Annotated in this window: 23 protein-coding genes and 2 pseudogenes; 10 read left to right on the forward strand and 15 right to left on the reverse strand. The window is 60.3% G+C overall.

Annotation, left to right across the window (positions count from 1 at the left end; translation table 11 throughout):
- The 5 genes and pseudogenes from KUL77_RS05330 to cas1 all read left to right on the forward strand — a co-directional run.
- Window positions 1-341 (forward strand): annotated as a pseudogene (locus KUL77_RS05330) (acetyl-coenzyme A synthetase); the annotation flags it as partial.
- Window positions 342-640: 299 nt separating this feature from the next.
- Entirely contained in the window at window positions 641-1,891 is a 1,251-nt protein-coding gene (gene cas9, locus KUL77_RS05335) for a type II CRISPR RNA-guided endonuclease Cas9 (protein WP_343231538.1), read from the forward strand.
- A gap of 44 nt (window positions 1,892-1,935) precedes the next feature.
- Window positions 1,936-2,226: a nucleotidyltransferase family protein gene (locus KUL77_RS05340; protein WP_297144268.1), complete on the forward strand. Its 291-nt coding sequence runs from the start codon at window positions 1,936-1,938 to the stop codon at window positions 2,224-2,226.
- Window positions 2,223-2,588: pseudogene (locus KUL77_RS05345) on the forward strand (DUF86 domain-containing protein). Before KUL77_RS05340 ends, KUL77_RS05345 begins: the two are co-directional and overlap by 4 nt.
- Window positions 2,589-2,595: 7 nt before the next feature.
- Complete coding sequence (cas1, locus tag KUL77_RS05350; protein WP_297144269.1) at window positions 2,596-3,582, forward strand: type II CRISPR-associated endonuclease Cas1; 987 nt, start codon at window positions 2,596-2,598, stop codon at window positions 3,580-3,582.
- 205 nt (window positions 3,583-3,787) lie between these two features.
- Here the strand turns inward: cas1 and KUL77_RS05355 are convergent, their stop codons facing one another.
- From KUL77_RS05355 to KUL77_RS05400, 10 genes are all read right to left on the reverse strand, one after another.
- Entirely contained in the window at window positions 3,788-4,105 is a 318-nt protein-coding gene (locus KUL77_RS05355; protein WP_297144270.1) for a type II toxin-antitoxin system RelE/ParE family toxin, read from the reverse strand.
- Entirely contained in the window at window positions 4,093-4,350 is a 258-nt protein-coding gene (locus KUL77_RS05360; RefSeq protein WP_297144271.1) for a type II toxin-antitoxin system Phd/YefM family antitoxin, read from the reverse strand. Before KUL77_RS05360 ends, KUL77_RS05355 begins: the two co-directional genes overlap by 13 nt.
- A 101-nt stretch (window positions 4,351-4,451) precedes the next feature.
- Window positions 4,452-4,970 carry a hypothetical protein gene (locus KUL77_RS05365; RefSeq protein ID WP_297144272.1) on the reverse strand — a complete coding sequence of 173 codons (519 nt, stop codon included), beginning with the start codon at window positions 4,968-4,970 and terminating at the stop codon, window positions 4,452-4,454.
- A 135-nt stretch (window positions 4,971-5,105) separates the two neighbouring features.
- Entirely contained in the window at window positions 5,106-5,705 is a 600-nt protein-coding gene (locus KUL77_RS05370) for a TetR/AcrR family transcriptional regulator (RefSeq protein WP_297144273.1), read from the reverse strand.
- Window positions 5,698-8,865 carry an efflux RND transporter permease subunit gene (locus tag KUL77_RS05375; protein ID WP_297144274.1) on the reverse strand — a complete coding sequence of 1,056 codons (3,168 nt, stop codon included), beginning with the start codon at window positions 8,863-8,865 and terminating at the stop codon, window positions 5,698-5,700. The genes KUL77_RS05370 and KUL77_RS05375 overlap by 8 nt, the downstream gene beginning before the upstream one ends.
- Before the next feature lie 15 nt (window positions 8,866-8,880).
- Window positions 8,881-10,047 carry an efflux RND transporter periplasmic adaptor subunit gene (locus tag KUL77_RS05380; RefSeq protein WP_297144275.1) on the reverse strand — a complete coding sequence of 389 codons (1,167 nt, stop codon included), beginning with the start codon at window positions 10,045-10,047 and terminating at the stop codon, window positions 8,881-8,883.
- A gap of 95 nt (window positions 10,048-10,142) precedes the next feature.
- The gene (locus KUL77_RS05385; RefSeq protein ID WP_297144276.1) at window positions 10,143-10,922 is read right to left on the reverse strand and encodes an SDR family oxidoreductase; all 780 of its coding nucleotides are present in this window, start codon (window positions 10,920-10,922) and stop codon (window positions 10,143-10,145) included.
- A 25-nt stretch (window positions 10,923-10,947) separates the two neighbouring features.
- Window positions 10,948-12,840: a signal peptide peptidase SppA gene (sppA, locus tag KUL77_RS05390; RefSeq protein WP_297144277.1), complete on the reverse strand. Its 1,893-nt coding sequence runs from the start codon at window positions 12,838-12,840 to the stop codon at window positions 10,948-10,950.
- Between the two features lie 75 nt (window positions 12,841-12,915).
- Window positions 12,916-14,313, reverse strand: coding sequence for an MATE family efflux transporter (locus KUL77_RS05395; RefSeq protein ID WP_297144278.1), 1,398 nt, complete (start codon window positions 14,311-14,313; stop codon window positions 12,916-12,918).
- Window positions 14,314-14,388: 75 nt separating this feature from the next.
- On the reverse strand, window positions 14,389-15,723 hold the full coding sequence (locus KUL77_RS05400; RefSeq protein ID WP_297144279.1) for a hypothetical protein: 1,335 nt from the start codon (window positions 15,721-15,723) through the stop codon (window positions 14,389-14,391).
- An 845-nt stretch (window positions 15,724-16,568) separates the two neighbouring features.
- On the opposite strand from KUL77_RS05400, the gene KUL77_RS05405 reads away from it, so the two are divergent.
- The 5 genes from KUL77_RS05405 to KUL77_RS05425 all read left to right on the forward strand — a co-directional run bounded on the left by KUL77_RS05405 (window position 16,569) and on the right by KUL77_RS05425 (window position 21,010).
- Entirely contained in the window at window positions 16,569-18,761 is a 2,193-nt protein-coding gene (locus KUL77_RS05405) for a primosomal protein N' (protein ID WP_297144280.1), read from the forward strand.
- A 36-nt stretch (window positions 18,762-18,797) separates the two neighbouring features.
- Window positions 18,798-19,739, forward strand: a complete 942-nt coding sequence (gene tal / locus KUL77_RS05410) for a transaldolase (protein ID WP_297144281.1) — start codon at window positions 18,798-18,800, stop codon at window positions 19,737-19,739.
- Between the two features lie 4 nt (window positions 19,740-19,743).
- The gene (locus KUL77_RS05415) at window positions 19,744-20,373 is read left to right on the forward strand and encodes a trimeric intracellular cation channel family protein (RefSeq protein WP_297144282.1); all 630 of its coding nucleotides are present in this window, start codon (window positions 19,744-19,746) and stop codon (window positions 20,371-20,373) included.
- 65 nt (window positions 20,374-20,438) lie between these two features.
- Window positions 20,439-20,717: a type II toxin-antitoxin system RelE/ParE family toxin gene (locus KUL77_RS05420; RefSeq protein WP_297144283.1), complete on the forward strand. Its 279-nt coding sequence runs from the start codon at window positions 20,439-20,441 to the stop codon at window positions 20,715-20,717.
- A complete protein-coding gene (locus tag KUL77_RS05425) occupies window positions 20,717-21,010 on the forward strand; it encodes a HigA family addiction module antitoxin (RefSeq protein ID WP_297144284.1) in 294 nt (97 codons plus the stop codon). Before KUL77_RS05420 ends, KUL77_RS05425 begins: the two co-directional genes overlap by 1 nt.
- A gap of 38 nt (window positions 21,011-21,048) precedes the next feature.
- Here the strand turns inward: KUL77_RS05425 and KUL77_RS05430 are convergent, their stop codons facing one another.
- The 5 genes from KUL77_RS05430 to ubiE form a co-directional block, all read right to left on the reverse strand.
- On the reverse strand, window positions 21,049-21,828 hold the full coding sequence (locus KUL77_RS05430; RefSeq protein WP_297144285.1) for an NYN domain-containing protein: 780 nt from the start codon (window positions 21,826-21,828) through the stop codon (window positions 21,049-21,051).
- A 100-nt stretch (window positions 21,829-21,928) separates the two neighbouring features.
- Window positions 21,929-22,795 (reverse strand): RNA polymerase sigma factor RpoH, encoded by an 867-nt coding sequence (gene rpoH / locus KUL77_RS05435; RefSeq protein WP_297144286.1) that lies wholly within the window; start codon window positions 22,793-22,795, stop codon window positions 21,929-21,931.
- A 147-nt stretch (window positions 22,796-22,942) separates the two neighbouring features.
- Window positions 22,943-23,638 carry a uracil-DNA glycosylase gene (gene ung, locus KUL77_RS05440; RefSeq protein WP_297144287.1) on the reverse strand — a complete coding sequence of 232 codons (696 nt, stop codon included), beginning with the start codon at window positions 23,636-23,638 and terminating at the stop codon, window positions 22,943-22,945.
- On the reverse strand, window positions 23,638-23,820 hold the full coding sequence (locus KUL77_RS05445; protein WP_297144288.1) for a hypothetical protein: 183 nt from the start codon (window positions 23,818-23,820) through the stop codon (window positions 23,638-23,640). Before KUL77_RS05445 ends, ung begins: the two co-directional genes overlap by 1 nt.
- A 4-nt stretch (window positions 23,821-23,824) precedes the next feature.
- Window positions 23,825-24,586, reverse strand: coding sequence for a bifunctional demethylmenaquinone methyltransferase/2-methoxy-6-polyprenyl-1,4-benzoquinol methylase UbiE (gene ubiE / locus KUL77_RS05450; protein ID WP_297144289.1), 762 nt, complete (start codon window positions 24,584-24,586; stop codon window positions 23,825-23,827).
- Window positions 24,587-24,603: the final 17 nt, after the last annotated feature.

Consider the following 24,603-nt stretch of genomic DNA (forward strand, 5'->3'; position numbering starts at 1 on the left):
TGGTGCTGCACCCGAAGGTGGCCGAGGCCGCCGTGGTGGGTTTCCCGCACGATCTTAAAGGCCAAGGCATCTACGCCTACGTCACCCTCGTGGCGGGTGAGCAGGAAAGCGAAGAGCTGCGCAAAGAGCTAATCACGTGGGTGCGTAAGGAAATTGGCCCGATCGCTACACCGGACTTTTTACAGTGGGCACCCGGCCTACCAAAAACCCGCAGCGGTAAAATCATGCGCCGCATCCTGCGCAAGATCGCCGAGAACGCGCCGGACCAGCTCGGCGATACCACCACACTGGCCGATCCGTCGGTGGTGGAATCGTTGGTGAATAACCGCCGTCAGGCCTGACCGCACTCGCCCGTGACTGCAGCTAAGGGAGTCTCAATCGCTGAGACTGGAAGCGAGTAGAAAAGACAAGGGCCGACTAGGCCGGCCCTCAGATTTGGTGCATCTTTCAGCTTGTTGCCGGAAAGAGCGCAATTCCTGATCTACTTCTAGAATCAAAGCTAGCAGCGGGGAAGTGTTGCGTCAACAGGGAGAGGCGAATGAAGTTCAAGAAACGCTATCGCTTGGGTTTGGATATTGGCACCAATTCGATCGGCTGGTGCGTGCTGCAGTTGAATGACGATGATTAGCCCGTCGGCATTATTCGCGCGGGGGCGCGGATTTTTTCCGATGGCCGCAGCCCCAAGACGTTGGCATCACTGGCAGCGGATCGCCGCGCCGCACGGCAGATGCGCCGTCGGCATGATCGCGTGCTCAAGCGCATGGCGCGTTTCATGGATGGACTGGTTCGTTTTGGTCTGCTGCCTAATGACGATGGCGAACGGCTCGCACTGTCAGCGCTCGACCCGTACGAGCTACGCCGCAAAGGCTTGGATGAGCCGCTGATCGCCTCCGAGTTAGGGCGCGCACTGTACCACCTCGCCAAGCGGCGCGGCTTCAAGAGCAGTCGGAAGTCGAAGGGTGAAGATGAAAATGAGGCTGGTAAAATTGCGACAGCCATTATCAAGACGCGCGAGCAGATCAAGACCGAAGGTTGCCGGACGATGGGCGAGTACCTAGCCAAGCGTCATGCTCAGCGCGAAACCGTGCGTGCGCGCACCACGGCAGACGGCAAGGAGTACCTGCTCTACACGCAGCGCGCGATGGTTGCCGAGGAATTCGACGCGCTGTGGGCCGCACAGTCGGCACATCATCCGAATATCTGCACGGAAGAAGCACGCGCCTTTTTGCGTGACACGCTGCTGTTCCAGCGGCCCTTGCTACCTGTCCAGCCCGGCCGCTGCATTTTCGAGGTCGAGGAGTTTCGCGAGCCGCTATGGTCGCCCTTGCAGCAGCAGTTCCGTGTCTTGCAGGAACTGAACAACCTGCGCGTCATCGATGGCTTGGAAGAGCGGGCATTGACGCTGGAGGAACGCAATACCTTGCGCGACGCCCTGTATCGCTACGTGAAAGGCGATGGGAATTACTGCTATGACATCTACCGCTTGGATAACGGCAAGTGGGGTGGTGATGTCGTGGACATCTATACCGCTAACCGCCCCGGCTTCGGTCTTCGTTCCAAAGAGGCATACAAATCCGGCAAGCCGCTGGTGATGCGTTTGCGTCAAGGGGATATTCTGAAATTGGAGCACGATGGGCGATACAAGTTGATGTGCGTTGCACAATTCTCCGATGGGAAGATCATCATGTCTGAACATAACGAGGCCAATGCAGATGCTCGCAACAGACTTCGGAAGGAACAGGCCAGGAAGGTACAGGATGGAGATGATGTGCGAGTCGATGAAAGCTTCCAGTATTTACAAAAATCGCCGGATGGCCTGAGACAACTCGCCGCGCGGTTGGTCGGAGTTGACGTCCTTGGTTACGTTAACGACACAGGCTTCAAGGCGTGACCATGCGATAACATCCTTTTGGCTAATGCGGTAATCTTTAGGCTATGAAGCCTTCTCAAGCCCTGCAGCAGCACCGTGCCGCGATCCGCCGGGTCGTGGCAGCGCATCGCGCAACCAGTCCGCGTGTGTTTGGATCGGTGCTGCATGGCGAGGACACCGAGGCTAGTGATCTGGATCTGTTGATCGACCCCACGCCGGGGATCACTCTGTTCGATATTGGTAGCATCATCCATGAGCTCGAGCAGTTGCTTGGCGTCTCTGTTGACGTATTGACGCCAAAGGCATTGCCGATGCGGTTCCGTGATGAGGTGCTCGCCGAGGCCGTGCCGGTATGAAGCATGCCGAACGACGGTTGCGTGATTACCTTGCCGATATTGTGGAGGCGCAGGCGCGTATTTCCGAGTACGTACGGACGGTGGACAAGGCGCAGTTCCTGATGAGCCATATCGTGCGGGATGCGGTTGCACGTAACTTCGAAGTTATTGGTGAGGCCAGTTAGCACTTGTTGCAGCGTTTCCCGGACTTCGCGGCCAACCATCCGGAGTTACCACTCACCAGCGCGTACAAATTGCGCAACGTGGTGGCGCATGGCTATCACGAAGTCGATTATGAGATCGTGTGGAACACGATCCAGCAGGACCTTCCTGAACTGGCCCGCTTGGTTCGCACTTGCTTGGAGAGGCTGTCGGAGGGGTAGTTTTGGCATGATCGGGCGCGTTGTCGAAATTGCAGGGGATTCGCGCTATCTGCATAAAGAGCGCGGGTTTCTTGTGGTGTCGCATCGGGGGGCCGAGCAAGGCCGTGTCCCACTGGATGACATTGCGGCACTGATCTGCAACGCGCACGGCTTGGTGTACAGCAACAATTTACTGGTCGCGCTAGTTGAACGCGGTTGTCCCATCGTACTGTGCGGCAAGAACCACATGCCCGCAGGCATCATCTGCGCAGTGGACAGCCATCATCGCCAAGGAGCGCGGCTGGATGCGCAAGCAGCGGCATCGCTTCCAACCAAGAAGCGGCTATGGCAGGAGTTAATTCGCAAGAAGCTCGGAATGCAAGCGGCAACGCTGGGTGCGTATGGGCTACCGGAGCCACCATTGCGCGCATTGATCCCAAAAGTGACGTCAGGAGATGCGCGCAATATGGAAGGCGTTGGTGCGCGACGCTATTGGCGGTTGCTGTTCGGCCATCATTTTCGCCGGGAACAAGATGGCGAAGGCATCAATGCCATGCTCAACTACGGCTATACCGTGCTGCGTGCTACTGTGGCGCGGCATCTTCTTGCTACAGGGCTTCATCCCGGCATGCCGCTGCATCATGCCAATGATGCCAATGCGCTGCGTCTAGTGGATGACGTGATGGAGCCGTTCCGACCATTGGTGGATGCGCAAGTCAGGCAGTTGGCCGATCTAGGGCGCTATGATGTGGATACACCCAACAAGCGGGAGTTGTCCTTGATGATGGCACGGGGCATTCAAACGGAGGAAGGGCTGAGCCCTGTGTCGGTGGCAATCGAGCGTCTGTGCGTCTCGCTGGCACAAGTGTTCGAAAAGCAGCGCAAGCATTTAGCGTTGCCGTATGATCGGGCAGAAAGTGTTTCTGCATGGTTGGGAAATCGGGCTTCATTCGGTAATAGTTGGAGTGACAATGGCGCGGACGAAACGCTACCGCCCATTACCGAAGAAGAGTGACGGCCCAAAGTCACCCAGCCAGCCTCTAAGTGGGTATCGAGATTAGCAGATCAGGAATTGCACTCTGGCAACGCTTTGATCACCCAATCACTCTGGCGAGTGATCCCGAAATAACGAACAACAAAACAGGACGAAAGCAAATGCCTCAAAGCTCAGGCAAGAAACTCATGCACTCGGAGTTGACGGGAAGCTCCTTATGGAATTGTTAGGTGTGTGGCTCTTGTCGTCTGAGTGCGCTACGCCTTAGTAAACGCTCTGTCCGCATGACGTGCAGGATAAAAACATGTTGACCATCAAATCTGTAAAAAATTCGGCAGGGCGGTTCGACGAGTTGCCGATAGCGTGTACGACTGCCGAGTTCTTTGGGGCGGCTGCCACTCTCTGGATGGTCTGCTAATTGGCGAACGCGCAGCATAATACGTTGTACCAACGCGCCAGCGGCAGCGATGTTCTCCAGCGCGATGTAGTCTGCGATAGCTTCAAGATCTGCGATGGCTGGCTCGGTCCAGATTACTTGAGCCATTTGGATAGGCGTTTCTCGGCTTGCGTCTGAGTGAGAGTGCGACCTTCTGACACGGCCATCTCCCCACGGGCAATGCCTTCCAGGATGGACATGCGCTCTTGCTGCAGTTGATAGGTCTCAACGTCAACAAGGTAGGCGCTTGGGAGGCCGTGCTGAGTGATCAGGATCGGCTTCTTGTTGCGCTCAATATCCGCCAGCAAGTCAGTGGCTTGGCGCTTGAGGGTGGTGACGAGTTCAGTGCGCATGAAGTGACACTACAGTATCACTTGCGAAGAGACAACACCCTGCTCCGTGCGCAATCTAATACTGGGTTAAGCTGACGCGCGTTCGGCTTGAATACGAATGGTTATGTCGCAACGCTTTGTAGCAGTGCTGCGGTCACTTCCAGAGGGCTTTTGAAGCCAAGGCGCTTGGACGGGAGCGAATTGATGTGCATGACGATCTCGCTGATGCTGCAACGAGATAGGCCTCCATCATGCTCAATGAAGGCCGCGTAGTCCAAAGCGATGTTAGTCAATGATCCGAGCAAAGAGGGGTCATTTGCAGGCGATACGGTGCCAGTGGAATAGTCATGAAGAATGCGATCTAAGACTGCGCCCGAATAGCCTGCCATTTCTAGGACGAGCAACAGGCCGCGGATGAATGAAGTGAACAATTTCCCGGGGGTGATTCGTTCGCCTTCCGTCATGACAAAGCTAATAAGTGTGCGCTCACTCATGTAGACGAATACGTTCACGTCATCGACTTTGGTGAGCGTGACATACCAATTGCCAAGAATTGCGCCAGTCGATTCGGCTGGCATGAGGCTTTCACGTTTCAGCTTGGAACGTGTAGCAACTGCACGAGTGAGTTTTAGTGATGCCACGAGACCCTCATTGCAAAATAACGCTGAGTTGGCTTGAACGAATTGAGAGATTAGCAGATCAGGAATTGCACTCAGGCCGGAGCATTAGTGTTGAAGGCAGGGAAGTCACCAGCCGAGAGCTAGCGTGGCTTTGAACTAACCCAGTAGCGGCTGCACGAGTTGATCCAAACACCGACGCAGTAGCGCCGGGTCGAGGTCGGGTTGGCGTGTTTGGCGCACTTTTAGCCCTTCAATAACAAGGCGCAGCATGAGCGCCTTGGCTGGTACGTCGGCCTCGGCAATGCCAAGGCCGCCCTGCGTTTGAGGTTTGCGCAACCAGTCTTCGATGCGTGCTTGTACGGTTTCATCAAAGCGCCGCAGCGCCACGCCGATCACTGGATCACGCGCGGCCTCGGCGGAGATTTCCATAATCAGCCCTGGGTCCATCCAGAGCCGGTCATCTTCGTGACGGCGGCGGCGCGTGTAGAAATCGTCAAACATGTGCTCGGCCAGCGATTGGTGGCTATGTTTGGGATGGTTGATCTCGTCGGCGATCTGCTCCAGCTGCAGTTCCACAATGCTGCGGATGATTTGGCTTTTACTTTCGAAATATCGGTAGATCAGCCCCGGGCTCATCTGCGCGGTCTCGGCAATTTTCGCCATCGACGCACCGTGGAAGCCGCGCTCGGCAAAGCACGTCTGCGCGGCATCCAAAATACGCTTGCGCTGGGCCTGCGCGCGCGACGGATCAGCCATGATCGCTCTCTTGCGTCATCGGTGCAGCTCCATGCTGATGGGCGCGCTTGCGGTCAAACAAGCGCACCACCACCAGATAGAACAGCGGAATGAAGAAAATGCCGAGCGTAGTGCCGACGATCATCCCGCCCAGCACGCCGGTACCGATCGCGATCTGCGCGCCGGAGCCAGCACCAACCGCCTTGGCCATCGGCAACACGCCAAGGCCAAACGCCAGCGAGGTCATTACGATCGGGCGCAAGCGATCGCGTACTGCGTGCATGATCGCCTCGATCAGATGCGTGCCTTGATCGTAATACTGCTTGGCAAACTCGATGATCAGCACCGCGTTTTTGCTGGTCAGACCCACCGTGGTCAACATCGCCACTTGGAAGTACACGTCGCGCTCCAACCCGCGCAGCAGGGTGAACAGCACCGCGCCGAGGATGCCCAAGGGGGCCACCATCAATACCGCGGTTGGCACGTTCCAGCTTTCATACAGCGCAGCCAGCGCGAGGAACACGATCAGCAGCGATAACCCATACAGCAGCACCAACTGGTTGCCAGCCGCGCGCTCTTCGAACGATTGCCCAGTCCATTCCAGACCAATTCCCTTTGGCAGTTGGGCCACCAGTCGTTCGACTTCGTTCATGGCATCGCCGGAGCTTACGCCGGGGACGGCTTGGCCCTGAATTTCCAGCGAGCCGCTGCCGTTGTAGCGCTCCAGACGCGGCGAACCGTATTCCCAATGCGCACTGCCGAAGGACGAGAACGGCACCATCTGGCCACTGGCGTTACGCACCGACCAGCGGTTCATATCGCCGGGCAGCATGCGGAACGGCGCGTCGGCCTGCAGATAGACGCGCTTGACCCGGCCGCGGTCGATGAAATCATCCACATAGCTGCCGCCCCAAGCGGTACTCAGGCTGCTATTGATATCGGCAATCGACAGCCCCAACGCCTGCGCTTTGGCATGGTCGATGGTAAGCCGCAGCTGTGGCTGGTCTTCCTGCCCGTTCGGGCGCACGCCGGTGATCAATTTGCTTTGCTTGGCAAGGCCAAGGAACTGGTTACGCGCGGCCATCATCGCTTCGTGGCCCAGCCCGCCGTTGTCCATCAGGTTGAAGGAGAACCCAGCGGTGGAACCTAGACCTTGAATGGCCGGTGGCGACATGGTGAAGGCCATCGCGTCCTTGATCTTCGAGAGCGCGCCCATCGCGCGCCCGGCAATTGCCGAGGCGGACTGGTCTTGCGCCGGGCGCTCTTCCCAGTCCTTCAGCTTGACGAAGCCCATGCCGGTGTTTTGGCCGCTGCCGCCGAAGCTGAAGCCCTGCACGGTGAACACCGATTCGATATTGCCCGCTTCGTTGTCGATGAAGTACTTACCGAGCTTCTCGATCGACGCCTGAGTACGTTCCGAAGTGGCGCCCACCGGTGCCTGCACGATATTCATCAACACGCCCTGATCTTCTTCCGGAAGGAAGCCGGTGGGGGTGCGCAGGAACATCAATGCAGTCACCACTCCAAGCGCGAGATAGATCAATATGAAGCGCTTGGGGCGGCCGAGCATGCCGCGCACACCGCGCTGGTAGCGCAGGCTTCCGGCATCAAACTTGGCATTGAACCAGTCGAGGAAGCGCCCGATGGGGCCGTGACCATGTTCGAGATGGCCGCCCTTGGCCACCGGCTTGAGCATGGTCGCGCACAGCGCCGGGGTCAGCACAATAGCCACCAGCACCGACAGCGCCATTGCCGTGACAATGGTGGCGGTGAACTGGCGGTAGATCACGCCGGTGGAGCCTCCCATCATGCCCATCGGCACGAACACTGCGGCCAGCACCACACCAATACCGATCAGCGCGCCGGTGATTTGATCCATCGACTTCTTCGCCGCTTCCTTCGGTGAAAGCCCTTCCTCGCTCATCAGGCGTTCGACGTTTTCCACCACCACGATGGCGTCATCCACCAGCAGGCCAATGGCCAAGACGCTGGCGAACATGGTCAGCATATTGATGGAAAAACCCAGCGCGTACAGCACCGCGAAGGTGCCCAGTAGCACTACTGGCACTGCAATGGTGGGAATAAGTGTGGCGCGGAAATTTCCCAAGAATAGGAACATCACCAAGAACACCAGCACCACGGCTTCGATCAAGGTCTGGATCACGCCCTTGATCGATACTTCCACGAACGGGGTGGTATCAAACGGATACACCACCTCCAGCCCGGCCGGAAAATACGGTTTGATCTTGTCCATCTCCGCGCGCACAGCGGCGGCGGTGTCCAGCGCGTTGGCGCCAGTGGCCAGCATCACTGCCATGCCGCTGGCGGGCTTGCCGTTGTAACGCGAAGTGGTGCCGTAGCTGTCGGCGCCCAGCTCAACCCGGGCCACGTCGCCAAGGCGCAGTGACGCGCCATCGGCTTGGGTGCGCAGCAGGATGTTGCGGAACTGCTCTGGCGTCTGCAGCCGGTCCTGCGCGTTGATGGTGGCGTTGAGCTGCTGGCCTTTGACCGCCGGCGCGCCACCGAGCTGACCCACCGCCACCTGCGCGTTCTGCGCTTTCAGTGCGGCGGTGATATCGGCGATCGACAGGTCGTAGGTCTTGAGCTTGTCCGGGTCCAGCCAGATCCGCATGGCGTACTTGGTGCCAAACAGCTGGGTGCTGCCCACGCCGGGCACGCGCGCGATGCGGTCGCTGATCGAGCTGGCGATGTAATCACCAATGTCTTGCTCGTTCATGCGGCCGTCGCTGGAAATGAACGCCGTCACCATCAAGAAGCCGCTGCGTGCTTTGTTGACCCGCACACCCTGCTGCTGCACCGATTGCGGCAGCAGCGCCATTGCGGTCTGCAGCTTGTTTTGCACCTGCACCTGCGCGGTGTCTGGGTCAGTGCCACTTTTGAAACTGAGGCTGACGCTGGCTTGGCCGTCGGACTGGCTGCTGGCCGACATGTACTGCAGGCCGTCTAGCCCTTGCATCGCCTGTTCGATGATCTGGGTCACCGAGTTTTCCACCACCTGCGCCGATGCGCCCGGATAACTAGCGTTGATGCTGACCTGTGGCGGCGCGATGTCGGGGTAGCGTTCCACCGGTAAGTTGCGAATGGAGAGGATGCCCGCGAGCATCAAGATGATTGCAATCACCCACGCAAAAATGGGGCGGTCGATAAAGAAACGTGCCATCGCTTGTGCTCCTGCTTAGCGTGCCGCCACGGATTTAGAGGCCGTGGGCGCACTGGCTTCAGTCACCTTCACCGGCGCACCGGGGGCGATCTTCTGCAGGCCTTCCACGATGAGTTTGTCGCCCGCTGCAAGGCCAGAGTCCACCAGCCATTTATTGCCAATGGCGCGATTCACCACCACCTGCCGCTGCTCCACTTTGCCGTCGCTGCCCACAACCATCGCGGTGGCATTGCCCTTGGGGTCGCGGGTGATGCCCTGCTGCGGAGCGAGAATGGCGTCTTTGCGCTGGGCGTTGGCGAGGGTGGCGCGCACGAACATGCCCGGCAGCAGCAGCTGGTCGGGGTTCGGCACGATCACCCGTAGCGCGACTGCGCCCGTGGCCGGGTCCACCGTGGCTTCGGCAAAGCTGAGCTTGCCTTGCTGCGGGTAACGGCTACCGTCTTCTAATAGCAGATCCACCGGCACCGCGTCGCTGCCTTGCAGGTTACCCGCAGCGATCTCGCGACGCAGCTGCAGCAGCTCGGTGCTGGACTGACTGATGGCCACATACATCGGGTCGAGATTTTGAATGACCGCCAGCGGCGCGGCCTGGCTGGCGGTGACCAGTGCGCCCCGGGTGACGCTGGAGCGGCCGATGCGGCCGGAAATCGGTGCGGTGACGCGGGTGAAGCCCAGCGGCACGTTGGCGCTTTGCAGCCCGGCTTGGGCGGCACGCAACCCCGCCTCGGCCTGGCGCAGCGCGGCCTGTGCGTTGTCGTTGTCTTGCCCGCTAATCATCTGCGTTTTGGCGAGTTCGGCGGCGCGTTTGGCGCTCTTCTGCGCGTTGACCAGCTCCGCCTGAGCGCGTGCCACCGAAGCGCTGGCGCTGTTGGCATCGGCGCGGTAAGCGGTTTGGTCGAGCTGGTACAGCGGCTGCCCGGCCTTGACGCTGCCGCCTTCGGTGAACAGCAGGCGCTCCACGATTCCGCCCGCCTGCGGCCGTACCTCGGCCACTTGTGAGGCTTCGGCGCGGCCGGTGAGCTCACGGGTCAACGTCACCGATTCGGGTTTCAGCGTCACCACCGACACCTCCGCCATGGGCGGCGCGCCCTGCGCGGCGGGCTTGTTGCCACAGGCGGTTAAAGCAAGCAGGGAAGCACTAAGGGCAAGCGGCAGCGCAGCGCGCAGGAAAGGGCGGGACATGGGGCCTCGACATCGACAAGTATGGAGTCTAAGGCCGCCTATGATCCACGCACCCTCTGTAATAGAGAGTGAATGGTCATTCTCTTTTTGTGAGGCTAAAACCCGTAGCGGGTAAATCCTCCGTCCACCGCGAGGCACTGCCCGGTGATATAGCTGGCTGCGGGCAGGCAGAGGAAAGCCACGGCGGCGGCCACTTCTTCGGGCTCGCCCACGCGCCCCAGCGGGGTGCGTAGCAGCACTTCGTCTAAATAGTCAGGGTTGGCGAGCTTGGCACTGGTGCGGCGGGTGCGGATATACCAAGGGGCCACCGCGTTCACGCGGATGCCGTCTTCGGCCCATTCCACCGCTAAATTGGTGGTCATCTGGTGCAGCGCCGCCTTGCTCATGCCGTAGGGCGCGCCGGTACGCACATGGGTCAGGCCCGACACGCTGCCCACGTTCACAATACTGGAGGCGGCGTGCTTGGCCAGCAGGGGGTAGGCGAGGCGGCAGAGCTCAAACGCGGAAAACACATTGGTCTCAAAAATCTCCCGCCACTGGTCTTCGCCGTAGTCCACGGCGGGGCGGGTGAGGTTGCCACCGGCGTTATTGACGAGAATATGCAGCCCGCCAAGGTCGGTGGCCCAGTCGATGATTTCCGCGCGCTGTTCTTCGTCGCTGACATCGGCAGCCAGCGCCAGTACAGCATCTTCCGGGCCGGGGAAGCTGTCTTCAAGCTCGGCCCGCGCGGCTTCCAGCGCTTCCGGATCGCGTGCCACCATCAGCACCTGCGCGCCGAGGCCTAAAAGTTCACGGCAGATGGCAAAGCCAATGCCAGCGCTTGCGCCAGTGACCAGCGCGCGCTGTCCGGCAAGGCTCCAGCGGGGGGAATGCATAGGCAACTCCAAAAGCCAGTAACGCTTACATTGGTTCGCAGAAGCAATAGGCCAAAGCCTTGACGCGGGCTTTGCCGCGCTGCTCCAACGCGTCTTGCGCAAAGCGCAGTGGCGCGCTGTCGTGGATGCGGCGTGCAAGCAGCAGCTCGCCCATGCCGCTGGCGTTGAGCAGCTTCGCGCCTGCGTTGCTTTGCATCATGTCCATGAACATTTGCGAGAGCGGCACCACGGAGTCTTCCACATAAGTGGTTTGCCAGCTGTCCGGCTTGCCTAGTTTGGCGCGTGCGGCGGCATCGGCCACGGCATCACTTAAACCGCCGAAGGCATCTACCAAGCCGCGTTCTTGCGCCTGTGCACCGCTCCATACGCGGCCCTGCGCCACGCTGTCAATTTGGTCGATGGTTTTACCGCGCGCTTTGGCCACCTTGCCGGTGAAGTCGCGGTAGCCCTTGTCGATGACCGATTGCACCGTGGTGGCCACGCCCGGGTCCAGCGGCCGGGTGATGTCGAATGCGCCCGCATACTTCGCGGTGGCCACACCGTCGGTTTTGACGCCAAGTTTGTTGAGGGTGCGGTCGATGGTGGGGAACAGGCCGAAGATGCCAATCGAGCCGGTAATCGTGGACGGGTCGGCATAGATGCGGTCGGCGTTCATGCTGATCCAGTAGCCGCCGGACGCGGCGACATCGCCCATCGACACCACCACCGGCTTACCGGCTTTCTTCAGAGCGTCCACTTCGCGGCGGATGAGTTCTGAAGCAAATACTTCGCCACCCGGTGAGTTCACCCGTAGCACCACGGCTTTGACGTTGTCGTCGTCGCGGGTCTGCCGCAGCAGTGCCGAGGTAGAGTCGCCGCCTACTTTGCCTGCGGGCTGCTTACCACCGGCGATTTCGCCTTGCGCCACGACAACGGCCACCTGCGGGCGCGTATCGGCCTTCGGTAGGGCGCCGTCGATGTGCTGCAGGTACGTGTCCAGAGATACTTGGCGGTAACCGCCTTCGGCGTCTTCGTCGGCCACACCACGCTTGGTGAGCAGCGCGTCCACTTCATCGCTAGTCTTCAGGCCTGTGACCAATTTTTGATCCAGCGCCAGTTGGGCAAGATCGCCCTTGGCCGCCGCGACTTCTTCAGGAAGATTGTTGGCGTAGGTTTCAAGTGTGGCCGGTGCAATACCGCGCGCCTTGCCAATATCGGCAAGCAGGCGCTGCCAAATATCGCCCATCCAAAATAGATCGGCTTCTTTGGACGCGGGAGACGCGGCATCGAGAAGATACGGTTCGGCGGCCGATTTGTACTGGCCCACTTTGAACAGATGCATGTCCACGCCGAGCTTGTCTTGCAACGCCTCGCGGTAGTACTGGCGGTACGAGGCAAGGCCGTCGATCATCACGCCGCCTTGCGACATCGGATCAATAAAAATGTCGTTGGCCTGTGCGGCCAGCAAGTATTGCCCTTGGCTGAAGCCGTCGCCGTAGGCCACGATCTCTTTGCCTGCGGCGCGAACACTGGCCAGTGCAGCGGCTACATCGCGCAGCGAAGCAAAGCCAGAGGGCTGAAGTTCGTCGAGATACACCGCAACGCGTTCGATGCGCTTATCAGTGCGCGCGGCATCGAGGGCGCGCAGAGCATCGCGCAGGCGCACTTCGCGGCAGTCGCTGCTGTGGGTGGCGCGGGCCACGCTGCGGCTAAACGCGTCGCAGCTGTACTGATCCACCAACTGCCCTTCCGGCGCAAACACCAGCGTGGTGCGGCTACTCAGCGGGGCCAGTTTGCCGCTACCAAACAGGCCCACCAAGAGAATGACCAACACAAACAAGAACAGCAGGTTGAACACCAGCCTGCGGGTGAAATTGAGCGCGCCCCAAGTGCCAACGATCAAACGGGCAATAGGGCCGCGGCGACGCGGTTCATTCATGAGAAACAGCTCCGAGAAAAGAGGCCGCGGTCTGCGCGGCTAGCCTGCCCATGCTAGCTGAGTCTTAGGCCGGATTCATGCGGTATCGGTCATGGCGATAGTGCGATTTTGCAATGACGGCGTGTTCGCGCACAATCGCGCGCTGCTGCGCAGAAAGCGCCGGCCCAGCAAAATCGCCGCCACAAACAACCCAGCGGTGAGCCCCAGCCACATACCGCGTGGCCCCCAGCCCAGCCACAGGCCAAGGCCAGCGCCTACCGGCATGCCGATGCCCCAATACGAGAAGGCCGCAATGACCATGGGGACGCGGGTGTCTTGCAGACCGCGCAACGCGCCCGCCGAAATAACCTGCACGCCATCGGGGAACTGGAACAGCGCGGCGTATAACAACAAACTGCCGCCCAGCGCGATTACTGCTGGGTCAGCGCTGTAGAGCGCAGCAATCGCGTTGTGGCCCAGCAGCATCAGCAGTGCAGAGAACGCTTGGGTGGCCATCGCAAGGGCAAGGCCCGCAAACGCGGCGCTGCGCACGGCGCTGTAATCGTGCCGCCCCAGCGCATGCCCCACGCGCACGGTGGTGGCTTCGGCAATGCCAAATGGCAGCATGAAGCACATCGTGGCCACGTTCAGGGCCACTTGGTGCGCGGCCACTTGCACTTCACCTAGGCGGCCGATCAGCAGTGCGGTCGCAGCAAACAGGCCGCCTTCCATCGTCACCATGACGCCAATCGGCAGGCCGGTGGAAAGCAGTTGGCGCTGCGTGGGCCATTGCGGCCACTGCCAGTGAGAAAAGAGTTCGAGATCGGCAAAGCGGCGGCTTTTCGCCAGATACAGCGCAAACCCCAGCGCCTGCAACCAGAACATCAGGCTGGTGGCAAGGCCAATGCCGGCTGCGCCCATTTCTGGCAGGCCCAAGAGCCCATTGGTGAAGATATAGGCCAGCGGCGCCAGCACGCACAGCCCGCCGAAACCCAGCAGCATGGTCGGCAGCGACCAGTGCAGACCGTCGCTGAGATAGCGCATGCACAGGTACAGCGCGAACGCCGGTACGCCCCAGCGCACGCCGTGCAAGAAGCCGACTACGCCAGGCACGATATCGGGGGCGATGCCCATCGGGACAAGTAGGCTAGGTACTAGCGAAAGTAGGCCCAGCAAGACCAACCCAAGCGCCAGCGCCAACCACAGTGATTGCCGGAACAGTGGGCCGATTTCGTGGCGCTTACCCGCGCCATCAAGCTGCGATACCGCCGGTGGCAGCGCCATCAGCGTGCCCATCGGGGCCAGCATCGGCAGCCAAAACAGCGCCGCGCCCACCGACACAGCGGCAAGCGTGGCCGTGCCGTGGTGACCGGCCACCATCGCATCTACCAGCCCCACTAAGCCGTGTGACAAATGGCCGGCCGCAAGCGGCGCCGCCAGACGCAGGGTGCGTCCAGCCTCGTGGAGGAAGGGATGGCGAGATGGGCTATTCATGGCAGAAGAGGCGCGAACAAATCAGCGCGAAGCAGGCCATCTTAGCGGGCGCTAAATGAACATAGTAAGACGCGTTCAGCGCTGTAGCCGTGCCTGCAACCATGCGGCGCGCTGCGCGGGGTGCTGCGCCAATAGGCGGGTACGGAACTGAGCGCGCGCTTCCGGGGGGGTCGTTTGTGCTAACCGCGCAAGCGTTTCCAGCTCGTCTGGCGAGAGACTACGCAAAAGCTGTAGCAAGGCGTTGCGTTCTGCTGGCGCAATATAAGTGAATAGTGCAGCGATGCGCGGCCATGCACGCCCCAGTTGCGGGCCAAGATGCCAGCCGCGATGCGCGTCAAACGGGAGCTGCGCGTAGCGCTGCAGCAGCGCCTGTCGCTGAGCATCAGTGAGCGCAGCAAAACGGGTGGCCTCGTCGCACAGCTGCTGGCGTTCGGAATCACTGAGCTGCTGCCACTGCGCCCATGCGTCGCGTAGCTGGATGCGCTGCACTGGCGGTGCAGGCCAAGCGGGCAGGGCGGGGGGCCATGGCGTAGTTCTGGCGGCAGCCTCTACGCCAGCAGCGGGCTGCGCGGGGTCACCTGCCTCAACGCTGAGCCACGCCAGTAGCGGTAGTTGCAGCGCAAGACGCAATTCCTGCGGCGCAACGAGCATGGCGCGGTCTGGATCAAGTGTCGCGTCATTCGGATCAAACCGCGCCTTCGGGTTCGTCTCAGGGAGCGGCTGTTGTTCGAAATTAGGAAACCAGCTGTCCTGCAGCCGATGCTGGCGCTGGGTATTAATGAAAAATGTCGCCAAAAATGCGGCGGCCAAGAGCCCCAGCGCCAGCCAAAGCCAGCGCAGTGAACGCGCTTGCGGGTGGGGCGGCGCGGTTCGGCGCGGCGGTTCGGCGGTATTGGCACTTACGGCGGGCGCTGTCGTGGGGGCGTCTGGCAGCTTGTCGAGCGCGCGCTGCGCGGCGGCGCTCCATGCGCGCCAAACGTCTAAATCGGGTTGGCCCAATGCACTTTTTGGCAGCGCCTCGCGGATACGCTGCTGGTAGTGGGCAACATCAATCCCTAGCGCACCGGCCGCGTCGGCTTCCTGCAGCGCCGCCACAAGATGCAGCAGCACGGCGGCGCGCTGCGTGGGAGGTAGGCGCGTAACCCCCGGCAGGGGGCTGTGTGAACCGGCTTCCTGCCGCCCCATCGCTGGGGTAGAGAGGAGCAGCCGCCAAAACTGCAGTGGCCACTGCGGGATCGGCCATTTGTCGGCATCTTGCGTAAACACCCGCACGGCTACTACGACGGCCTTATGGGCCGATTCCATGTCGCCGGTTTGGATGCTGGCGAGCAGTTGGGCGCGGCGCTCCACTCCGCGTAAGAAGGCGGAAATCGCTGCCGACTGGGGAGGCGGAGAGGCGGTTTGAGTCATGGCAGGCGCTTGATCACGCGTCATCTTAACGCGTGATGCGGCGATTGGCCTTTGCAAAAACGGGTGGGGAGGTCGGAAAAAAATTGTGAAAAATGGCTTGACGGCGCGGGCAACTTCGGCTCCGCAAACTGTGACGCGGGTTGTGGGTAATTTCGGTTGTTCACAGCCTGCATAAAACGGCTGGTGGATGCTGCGCCGCATAAAAAACCCCGTCTGTGAATCTTTGTTCCACAGATATGTATTTGATTAAAAAGGATAAAATACATATGGCGAAAAAATCACCAGCATTGCTGGAGTGAGAGATTTCGCCCGTTTGCATGGGCTGTTCGCGGCTCATACACAGACTTATCCACAGGGCGTGTGAATAAGTTATTTTTCCTTTCTGCCCCGTAACTTAGCGGCATTTCGTGAATATCTTTGCAAAAGTGTTGGGTAAGCGAGGTAGGTCGGCTTCATAATCGCGCTTGACGAACCCCGCTTTTGCCGCTCCCGTATGGAAACACAGGCGAGCGGCGTGGTTTAGTTGTGCACAGCGGCATCTGAGCGTCTGTCAAGCTCGGGTGTGGTCTTTTAGAGCGTGGATAATTCGGCTGCTCAAAATGTAAGTGATTGAATTTATTAACCATGACAACGATGGCCATTTTTTCGCCAAAGTGTCGAAGTGTGTGCTAGTACGCTGTTTTATTCTGTTCATCTTCCACTGATGCACAGAGTTATGCACAGGTTGTGTGGATAAGCCTTGAACTGTTGCAATAACAACTACTTGCCGGATTTTTAGTGAAAATCGCTCAATGTGTGCGCGCAAGATCCGCAAGAAGTTTGGGTGGCACCGTTAGACTGCATCCATGATGTCTGCACTCTCCTGCCTGCGCGTTGCCTTGCCGCTGCCGCTGCCGCGCCTGTTCGATTACCTGCCCCCGCAGGGGCTTAACGCCGATGCGGTAGCCGTGGGGCAGCGCGTGCAGGTGCCGTTTGGCAACCGCACGCTGTGCGGGCTGATGGTGGGGCATGCGCAAGCCGCGCCCGAGCTGGCGCTGAAGGAGGCGCTGGCGGTGCTCGACCCTGAGCCGCTGCTGCAAGGCGAGCTGCTGGCTTCCTTGCGCTGGTTGGCGGGCTATCTGCATGCACCGCTGGGCGAAGTGCTGGCGGCGGCGCTCCCCGCGCTACTGCGGCGCGGCGAACCGCTACCGGAAGTCGCCCGCTATGGCTGGCAGCTCAATGAGGCTGGCCGCACCGCGCTGCCGTCTATGCGCGCGGGCAAGCCCAAGACGCTGGCCCTGCAGCTGGACGCGCTGGTGGCGGAAGACGAGCTGGACGCCGTAAGCCCCGGCTGGCGCACGCCGCTGCGCACGCTGCGCGAACGCGCTCTAGTGGAGCGCTGCGCCTTGCCCACATCGGCGGTGCGGCCGCCCTTTCTGCCAAATGCGGCTTTCGCCCCGAATACCGAACAGCAAGCGGCTATCGATGCGATCTGCGCGACCGATGGTTTTGCCCCGTTCCTGCTTGATGGCGTCACCGGCAGCGGCAAGACCGAGGTCTATCTGCAGGCGATCGCCGATTGTCTGGCGCGCGGCAAGCAGGCCTTGGTGCTGGTGCCGGAAATTGGGCTGACTCCGCAGGCGCTGGCGCGGTTCCGCGCCCGCCTTGGCGTGCCGATACATGCCCTGCATTCGGGTCTGAACGATGGCGAGCGCGCCGCGGTCTGGCTGCAGGCCGCCAACGGGCAGGCGCGGGTGATTGTGGGCACGCGTTCGGCCGTATTCGTGCCGCTGCCGGAGGCGGGCCTAGTCGTAGTGGATGAAGAACACGACGGCAGTTACAAACAGTTCGATGGCATCCGCTATCACGCCCGCGATTTCGCGCTGGTGCGGGCCAAGGCGCTGGGCGTGCCGATTGTGCTGGGCAGCGCCACCCCCGCACTGGAAACCCTGCATCAAGCGCAAATTGGCCGCTATACCCATCTACGTCTGCGCCAGCGTGCCGGGCAGGCGTTGCCGCCACTGGTGCGGGTGTTGGACGTGCGCAAACGGCCGCTGCAGGCGGGGTTATCGGATGATGCATTAGGCGCGATCACGGCCGCGCTGGCGGCGGGCGGGCAGGTGCTGGTATTCAAAAATCGGCGCGGCTATGCGCCGGTACTGCTCTGTCACGACTGCGGTTGGAGCGCGCACTGCCCGCGCTGCAGCACGCCAGAACGCCCCACCGCGATGACCGTACACGCCCACGGCAAGCGCCTGCAGTGCCACCACTGCGGGACGCGTCGCCCCGCGCCGCTGGCCTGTCCCGATTGCGGCAGCCTCGCCTTGCAGCCTCAAGGCAATGGCACAGAACGTATCGAAGAGGCGCTCTGTGAGCGGTTTTCTGGTGTTCCGGTGATCCGCATCGACCGCGCCAGTAGCGGCCACCGCGATGCCTTGCAGAAACACTTTGAACGGCTGGGCAACCAGCCTGGCATTTTGATCGGCACCCAGATGCTGGCTAAGGGCCACGACCTGCCCAACCTCACCCTAGTGGTGGTGGTCGGCATCGATGAAGGGCTGTTCTCGGCCGACTTTCGCAGCGGTGAAAAACTGGCGCAATTGCTCATTCAAGTGGCCGGCCGTGCCGGGCGCGCGGAAAAGCCCGGCACGGTGCTGCTGCAGACCCATCATCCCGACCACCCCCTGCTGCAAACGCTTGTGCAGGGCGGCTACCACGCCTTTGCCCGTGCAGAACTGAGCCAGCGCGAAATGGCCGGGTTTCCGCCGTTTGCGCATCTGGCCCTGCTACGCGCCGAGGCCCAACACACCGAACCACCGCAGCAGTTTTTGCAGATCGCCAAAACCATGTTGGATGAACGCCACATGGAGGCGCTGGGCCCGCTGCCCGCACCGATGCCGCGTCGCGCAGGTTATGTGCGGGCGCAGCTGATCGTATCCTCGCCGCAGCGGCGCGCATTGCATGCCGCGCTCAATGTAGTTCTGCCTGTTTTGTATGCTGCACCTGAATCGCGCAAGCTGCGCTGGTCGCTGGATGTGGACCCGCAGGATCTGTATTGAGCGACAATAAGCCCCCCAAATTTATTTTCAAGCCTCGTGACCAACCAACTCGAACAGCTCCGCCAGCACTCCGTCGTGGTCGCCGATACCGGCGATATCGAGGCCATTGCCCGCTTCCAGCCGCAAGACGCCACCACCAACCCGTCGCTGCTACTGAAGGCCGCTGCACTCCCAGCCTATGCCGAGCATATCGAGGCCGCAGTGGCTGCAGCCAGTGGCAATGACAAGGTGAGCGATGCCGGTGACCGTCTCGCGGTGGCTATCGGTGGCGAAATTTTGAAGCTGATTCCGGGCCGCATCTCCACCGAAGTGGATGCGCGGCTGAGCTTCGATACCGAAGCCACGATTGCAAAAGCGCGCAAGCTGGTGGGCCTGTATGCCGAGGCCGGAATCGGTACCGACCGGCTGTTGATCAAAATTGCCTCCACCTGGGAAGGCATCCGCGCCGCCGAAGTGCTGGAACGCGAGGGCATTCACTGCAACCTGACCCTGCTGTTCTCGTTCGCCCAGGCTGTGGCCTGCGCCGAGGTCGGCGTGTACCTGATCTCGCCCTTCGTCGGCCGCATCCTCGACTGGCATCTGGCCAATGGCATGGCCAAGCCCGCTAGCGCGCAGGACGACCCCGGCGTGCAGTCGGTGAGCCGCATTTGGAATTACTACAAGCAGCACGGCTACCAAACCGTGGTGATGGGCGCGAGCTTCCGCAATACCGGTGAAGTGCTGGCGCTGGCTGGCTGCGACCGCCTGACCATCTCGCCCGAGTTACTGGGCGAATTGGCGCAAACCGAAGCACCGTTGGTGCGTGCGCTGAATGATGATGGGGCGCGCAGCGAGCGCCCGACCGCACTCAGTGAAGCCGCGTTCCGCTGGCAGCACAACGAAGACGCGATGGCGACAGAAAAACTCGCCGACGGCATTCGCAAATTTGCAGTGGACCAAGGCAAGCTGGAAGCCTTGTTGGCGGCGAAGTTGGGTTGATGCAATGAGTATCGGAAGCGAGTGGGTGCAAGCCTTGTTGCTCGCTTTCGACTTGCTGGGCACCTTCGTGTTCGCACTCAGCGGTGGCCTGTTGGCGGTGCGCAAACGGCTGGATCTGTTCGGTGTACTGGTGCTGTCCTGTGCGGCCGCGGTGTCTGGCGGTATTGTGCGCGACGTTTTGATTGGCGCGCATCCACCCGCTTCGTTGGCCGACTGGCGCTATCTGGTCACAGCGATGCTGGCGGGGCTCGCCACCTTCCGCTGGCACGCGCACATCGAGCGCCTGCGCAACCCAGTGCAATTATTCGACGCCGCCGGGCTGGCCCTGTTCGCCGTACTGGGCACCGGCAAGGCATTGGCATTTGGTCTTTCCCCCTTCGCCGCGATGCTGTTGGGCATGGTGACAGGCATCGGCGGCGGTATCGCCCGCGACGTACTGGTGGCGCGCATCCCGGTGGTGCTGCAGGCCGAACTCTATGCCGTGGCCGCGCTCGTGGGCGGCGCTATCGTAGCGCTGGCGGCCATATTCAACCTGCCGCAACACCCGGCCATGGTGCTGGGCGCACTGGCCTGTTTTGGCCTGCGTTACTTCGCCCTGCGCCGCGGCTGGAGACTGCCGGTGGCAGGGGGATGAGTCATCAGGGGGCTTAATTTACTAAGGTTGTTGTTGCGTAGTGCGCAACATGATACAGTCACACCATGATCAAGTCCTTCCGGCATAAGGGCCTTCGCCGTTTGTTTGAGACAGGAAGCGCATCCGGCGTTCAAGCAAATCACGCCAAGCGCCTTCGCCTTCAACTCTCTGCACTCGACACGGCTCACGTCGTTGAAGACTTGGACATCCCAGGATTCAGGCTTCATCCGCTCAAAGGAGCAATGAAGGGACGCTGGTCAATCACCGTGAACGGGAATTGGCGCGTCACATTCGAGTTCAAGGATGGAAACGCATACGTGCTGGACTATGAGGACTACCACTAATGAGCATGCACAATCCGCCGCACCCCGGTGAGTTCATCTCCGGCATCTACCTTGAACCCAACAACATCAGCGGGCGTGAGCTCGCGGACAAGCTTGGCGTTGCCGCTTCCACGCTAAGCCGTGTTCTTAATGGATCCAGTCGCGTCACTCCTGAGATGGCCTTGCGTCTTTCCAAGGCAATCGGACGCAGCCCAGAGAGTTGGCTCGCCATGCAGGACGCTCACGACTTGTGGGTTGCACGCCAGCACGTTGACTTGCAAGGAGTGAGCAAACTCAGGTTAGCAGTGGCCTGATAGCTTAGGTTGGCGCCGCCTCGCGGCGTCAGGTAGCGTTATTTTTGATGTGTAGATGTCTGGATGGGGTGGTTCACTTTTTTGGCAGCCGCTTTAGTTGGCTTGGCTTTAACATAAACAATCTTGCCCAATTTCTTTATTTCGAATGCTTCAGTGGCTTCAACCAAACTGCTCAGATTGGGGTAGCCGTAATTCCGGGCATCGAAGGATCCGCGATTAGCGATGTAGCTGCCGACCATGCCAAGGGGCGACCATCCGTCATCTGCTTTTGCTGTTTCAACGACGCTGCGCAAAAGGTTGAGAAGTGCAGTGTCTTGTCGTAGTTGGATGGAAGTCTTTGGGAGCAGTACAACCGCGGCCTCGTCAGGCTTACCGTTTTCAGAAAGCATTGGCTCATCTAAGTACAGAAAAGTTGAGCACGCGTTTGTGAATGGTTTAGGAGCTTGGTGGGCTCCGAAACCAAAAACGCGCATATTCTGCGCACGCAAGCGCATCACGAGCGGTGTAAAGTCAGCGTCGCTAGATACAATGGCGAATGCGTCGAACTGCCCGCTATGCAGTAAATCCATAGCATCGACCACGATTGCCATATCCGATGCATTTTTTCCTTTGCTGTATGCAAATTGTTGAATGGGCTGAATAGCGTTTGGGTGAAGGGCTTCCTCCCACTTCTGAAGATTGCTGCTTTTCCAATTACCGTAAGCTCGTCGAACGTTGGCAATGCCATGCCGCGAAAGTTCGCTTAACACAACTTCGATTTTTGTTGCTGGGGCATTATCGGCATCAATGAGCAACGCTATGCGCATTACAGAATCCATTTGTAATTTCCGAGCAGTTTTGAGAGCAGCCTAGCAGACTAAAACAAAAACAGCCCGGATCGCTCCGGGCTGTGTAGGGTCGCATCGTTGCGCTCGTGGCTTACGCCGCAAACAGCGCCTTCATTTTCTTCAGTGCGCCCGCTTCGATTTGGCGGATGCGTTCGGCGGAAACGCCGTATTCGTCGGCCAATTCTTGCAAGGTGACTTTGCTGTCTTCATCCAGCCAGCGGCGGCGGATGATGTCGCGCGAGCGGGCGTCCAGCTTGGCTAGGCCTTCGCGTAATACGTCCAGTTGGTCTGCTTCGCTATCGGCAGATTCGTAGTTGGCAGCGGGGTCGGCATCGTGGGCGACGAGGTAGCTGACCGGGGCAGGGGGGGCGTGGTCGTCGTCGCCATCATCCGGCGCGTCGAAGCCGATATCGCGGCCGGATAGACGCGCTTCCATCTCCAGCACTTCGCGCTCGGAGACGTTGAGGTCTTTTGCCACGGCACTCACTTCAGCGGCATTCATCCAACCTAGGCGGGTTTTGCTTTTACGTAGGTTGAAGAACAGCTTGCGCTGCGCCTTGGTGGTGGCGACCTTGACGATGCGCCAGTTCTTGATGATGAAGTCGTGCATTTCGGCACGAATCCAGTGCACCGCAAAGCTCACCAAACGCACACCGACGCTGGGGTCAAAACGCTTGACCGCTTTCATCAGGCCGATATTGCCTTCTTGGATCAAATCACCCAATTGCAGGCCGTAGCCGCTATAGCCGCGTGCCACATGCACCACAAAGCGCAGGTGCGAAATGATCAGCTCTTGCGCGGCGGCGATGTCGTTTTCTTCGTGCAGACGCACGGCGAGCGCGTGCTCTTCTTCCGCCGTAAGCACGGGGATCTGGTGCACGCCGCTGATGTACGCCTCCAGCGAACCCAGCGCGCTGGGGATCGGTAGATTATTGGCAACAAGCGCGGTTGACGTCATTGTAATTTCCCTCATACGCGTGATTCTAGCAGTTGCAAGGTTTGACTGCTAACGATGGAAAGAGTTCCTTTTTGTTCCATTCATGGAACAATCCCCTCCGCCTAGCTAAGTAAGCGCGCATCCCCGTCAATAGACTGTGAGGGCGATTTAGGGCGAATCCAAGTGCTGCGGCAACGACCAATCAATGGGGCGTTGCCCCGTGCGAACGAGATACTGGTTGGCCGCAGAAAAATGCTTGCAGCCTAAAAAACCACGGTGCGCCGACAGCGGCGAGGGGTGCGGGGCTTTCAGTACGCGATGGCGCGAGGTGTCGATCACCGCACCCTTTTTCTGCGCGTAGCTGCCCCACAGCAAAAACACCAAGCCTTCGCGTTCGCGGTTGAGCACATCCACGACGTGGTCGGTAAAGCCTTCCCAACCCTTGCCTTGATGGCTGCCGGGCTTACCGTCTTCCACCGTCAAAACGCTGTTGAGCAGCAGTACGCCCTGCTGCGCCCAGGGCATGAGATAGCCATGGGTGGGGCGAATAAACCCCGTATCGGCTTCCAATTCTTTGTAGATATTGAGCAGCGAAGGCGGCACCGCCACGCCGGGCCGCACCGAGAAGCACAGCCCGTGTGCTTGACCGGGGCCGTGGTAGGGGTCTTGGCCGAGGATCACCAGCTTCACCGCGTTGAACGGCGTGGCATTGAATGCGGCGAAGATATCTTTGCCCGGTGGGTAGATCGCCGCGCCAGCCGCTTTGCGTTGGCGCAAAAATGCAGACAGATGCTGCATGTCCTCGCGTTCAAACCAATCGCCAATGCGCGCTTTCCAGCTGGGCTCCAATTGCAGCGCTGCCATCAGATCACGCCGCGTTTTTTCTCGAACAGGAAATACGCCACGCCCAGTGCCGCGCCGATGCCCAGCGAGAGCGGCCAGCCCAGCGGGCTGAGCCATTTCACAAGGCCAGCCAAGATCAAGCCAAGGATGACGAACTGCGAATAACGCCAGCGGCTTTCACGAAAGCTCTTCATCTCGGTCATGGCTTTAGACCTTGTAGCCGGTGTGGATGGCGACGATGCCTGCGCTCATATTGCGGAAGCTGCAGCGCGCAAGGCCGGCGGCTTCCATCATCGCCTGCAGTTCGCGCTGCGGTGGATGCTTGCGAATGGATTCGGCAAGGTACTGGTAGCTTTCGGCATCGCCTGCAAACAACTTGCCTAACTTAGGCAGCACTTTGAACGAATGGAAGTCGTAGATCGGCTTGAACCAGTCGGGCTGCACTTCCGAGAACTCCAGCACCCGCACCTGCCCACCGGGGCGCAGTACGCGCGCGATCTCGCGCAGCGCGGCGTCTTTGTCGGTGACGTTGCGCAGGCCGAAGGCCATGGTCACCAGATCGAAGCTGGCATCCGGGAACGGCAGCGACTGCGCATTGCACTGCACGTAGTCGAAGCCGCGGACGTTGCCGCGGTTGGTCATACGGTCGCGGCCCACGCGCAGCATGTCGCCATTGATGTCACCTAATACCAATGTGCCTGCGTCGCCCACGCGGTCTTTGAGTAGCGCGGCGATATCGCCAGTGCCGCCGGCCAGATCCAGCACGCGGTCGCCCTTGCGCACTTGACAGGTGGCCACGAAGAAGCGCTTCCACAGCCGGTGGACGCCCAGCGACATGGCGTCGTTCATCAAGTCGTACTTGCCCGCCACCGAAGAAAAGACCTCCGCCACCAGCTTTTGTTTTTCAGCGGTGGGAACGTCACGGTAGCCGAAGTGGGTGGTGCCAGAGTCGTCATGTGCGGTTGTCATGCGGGGATTATCGCATT

The sequence above is a fragment of the Thermomonas sp. genome, assembly GCF_019104945.1.
In the GTDB taxonomy this organism is placed as follows: Bacteria; Pseudomonadota; Gammaproteobacteria; order Xanthomonadales; family Xanthomonadaceae; genus Thermomonas.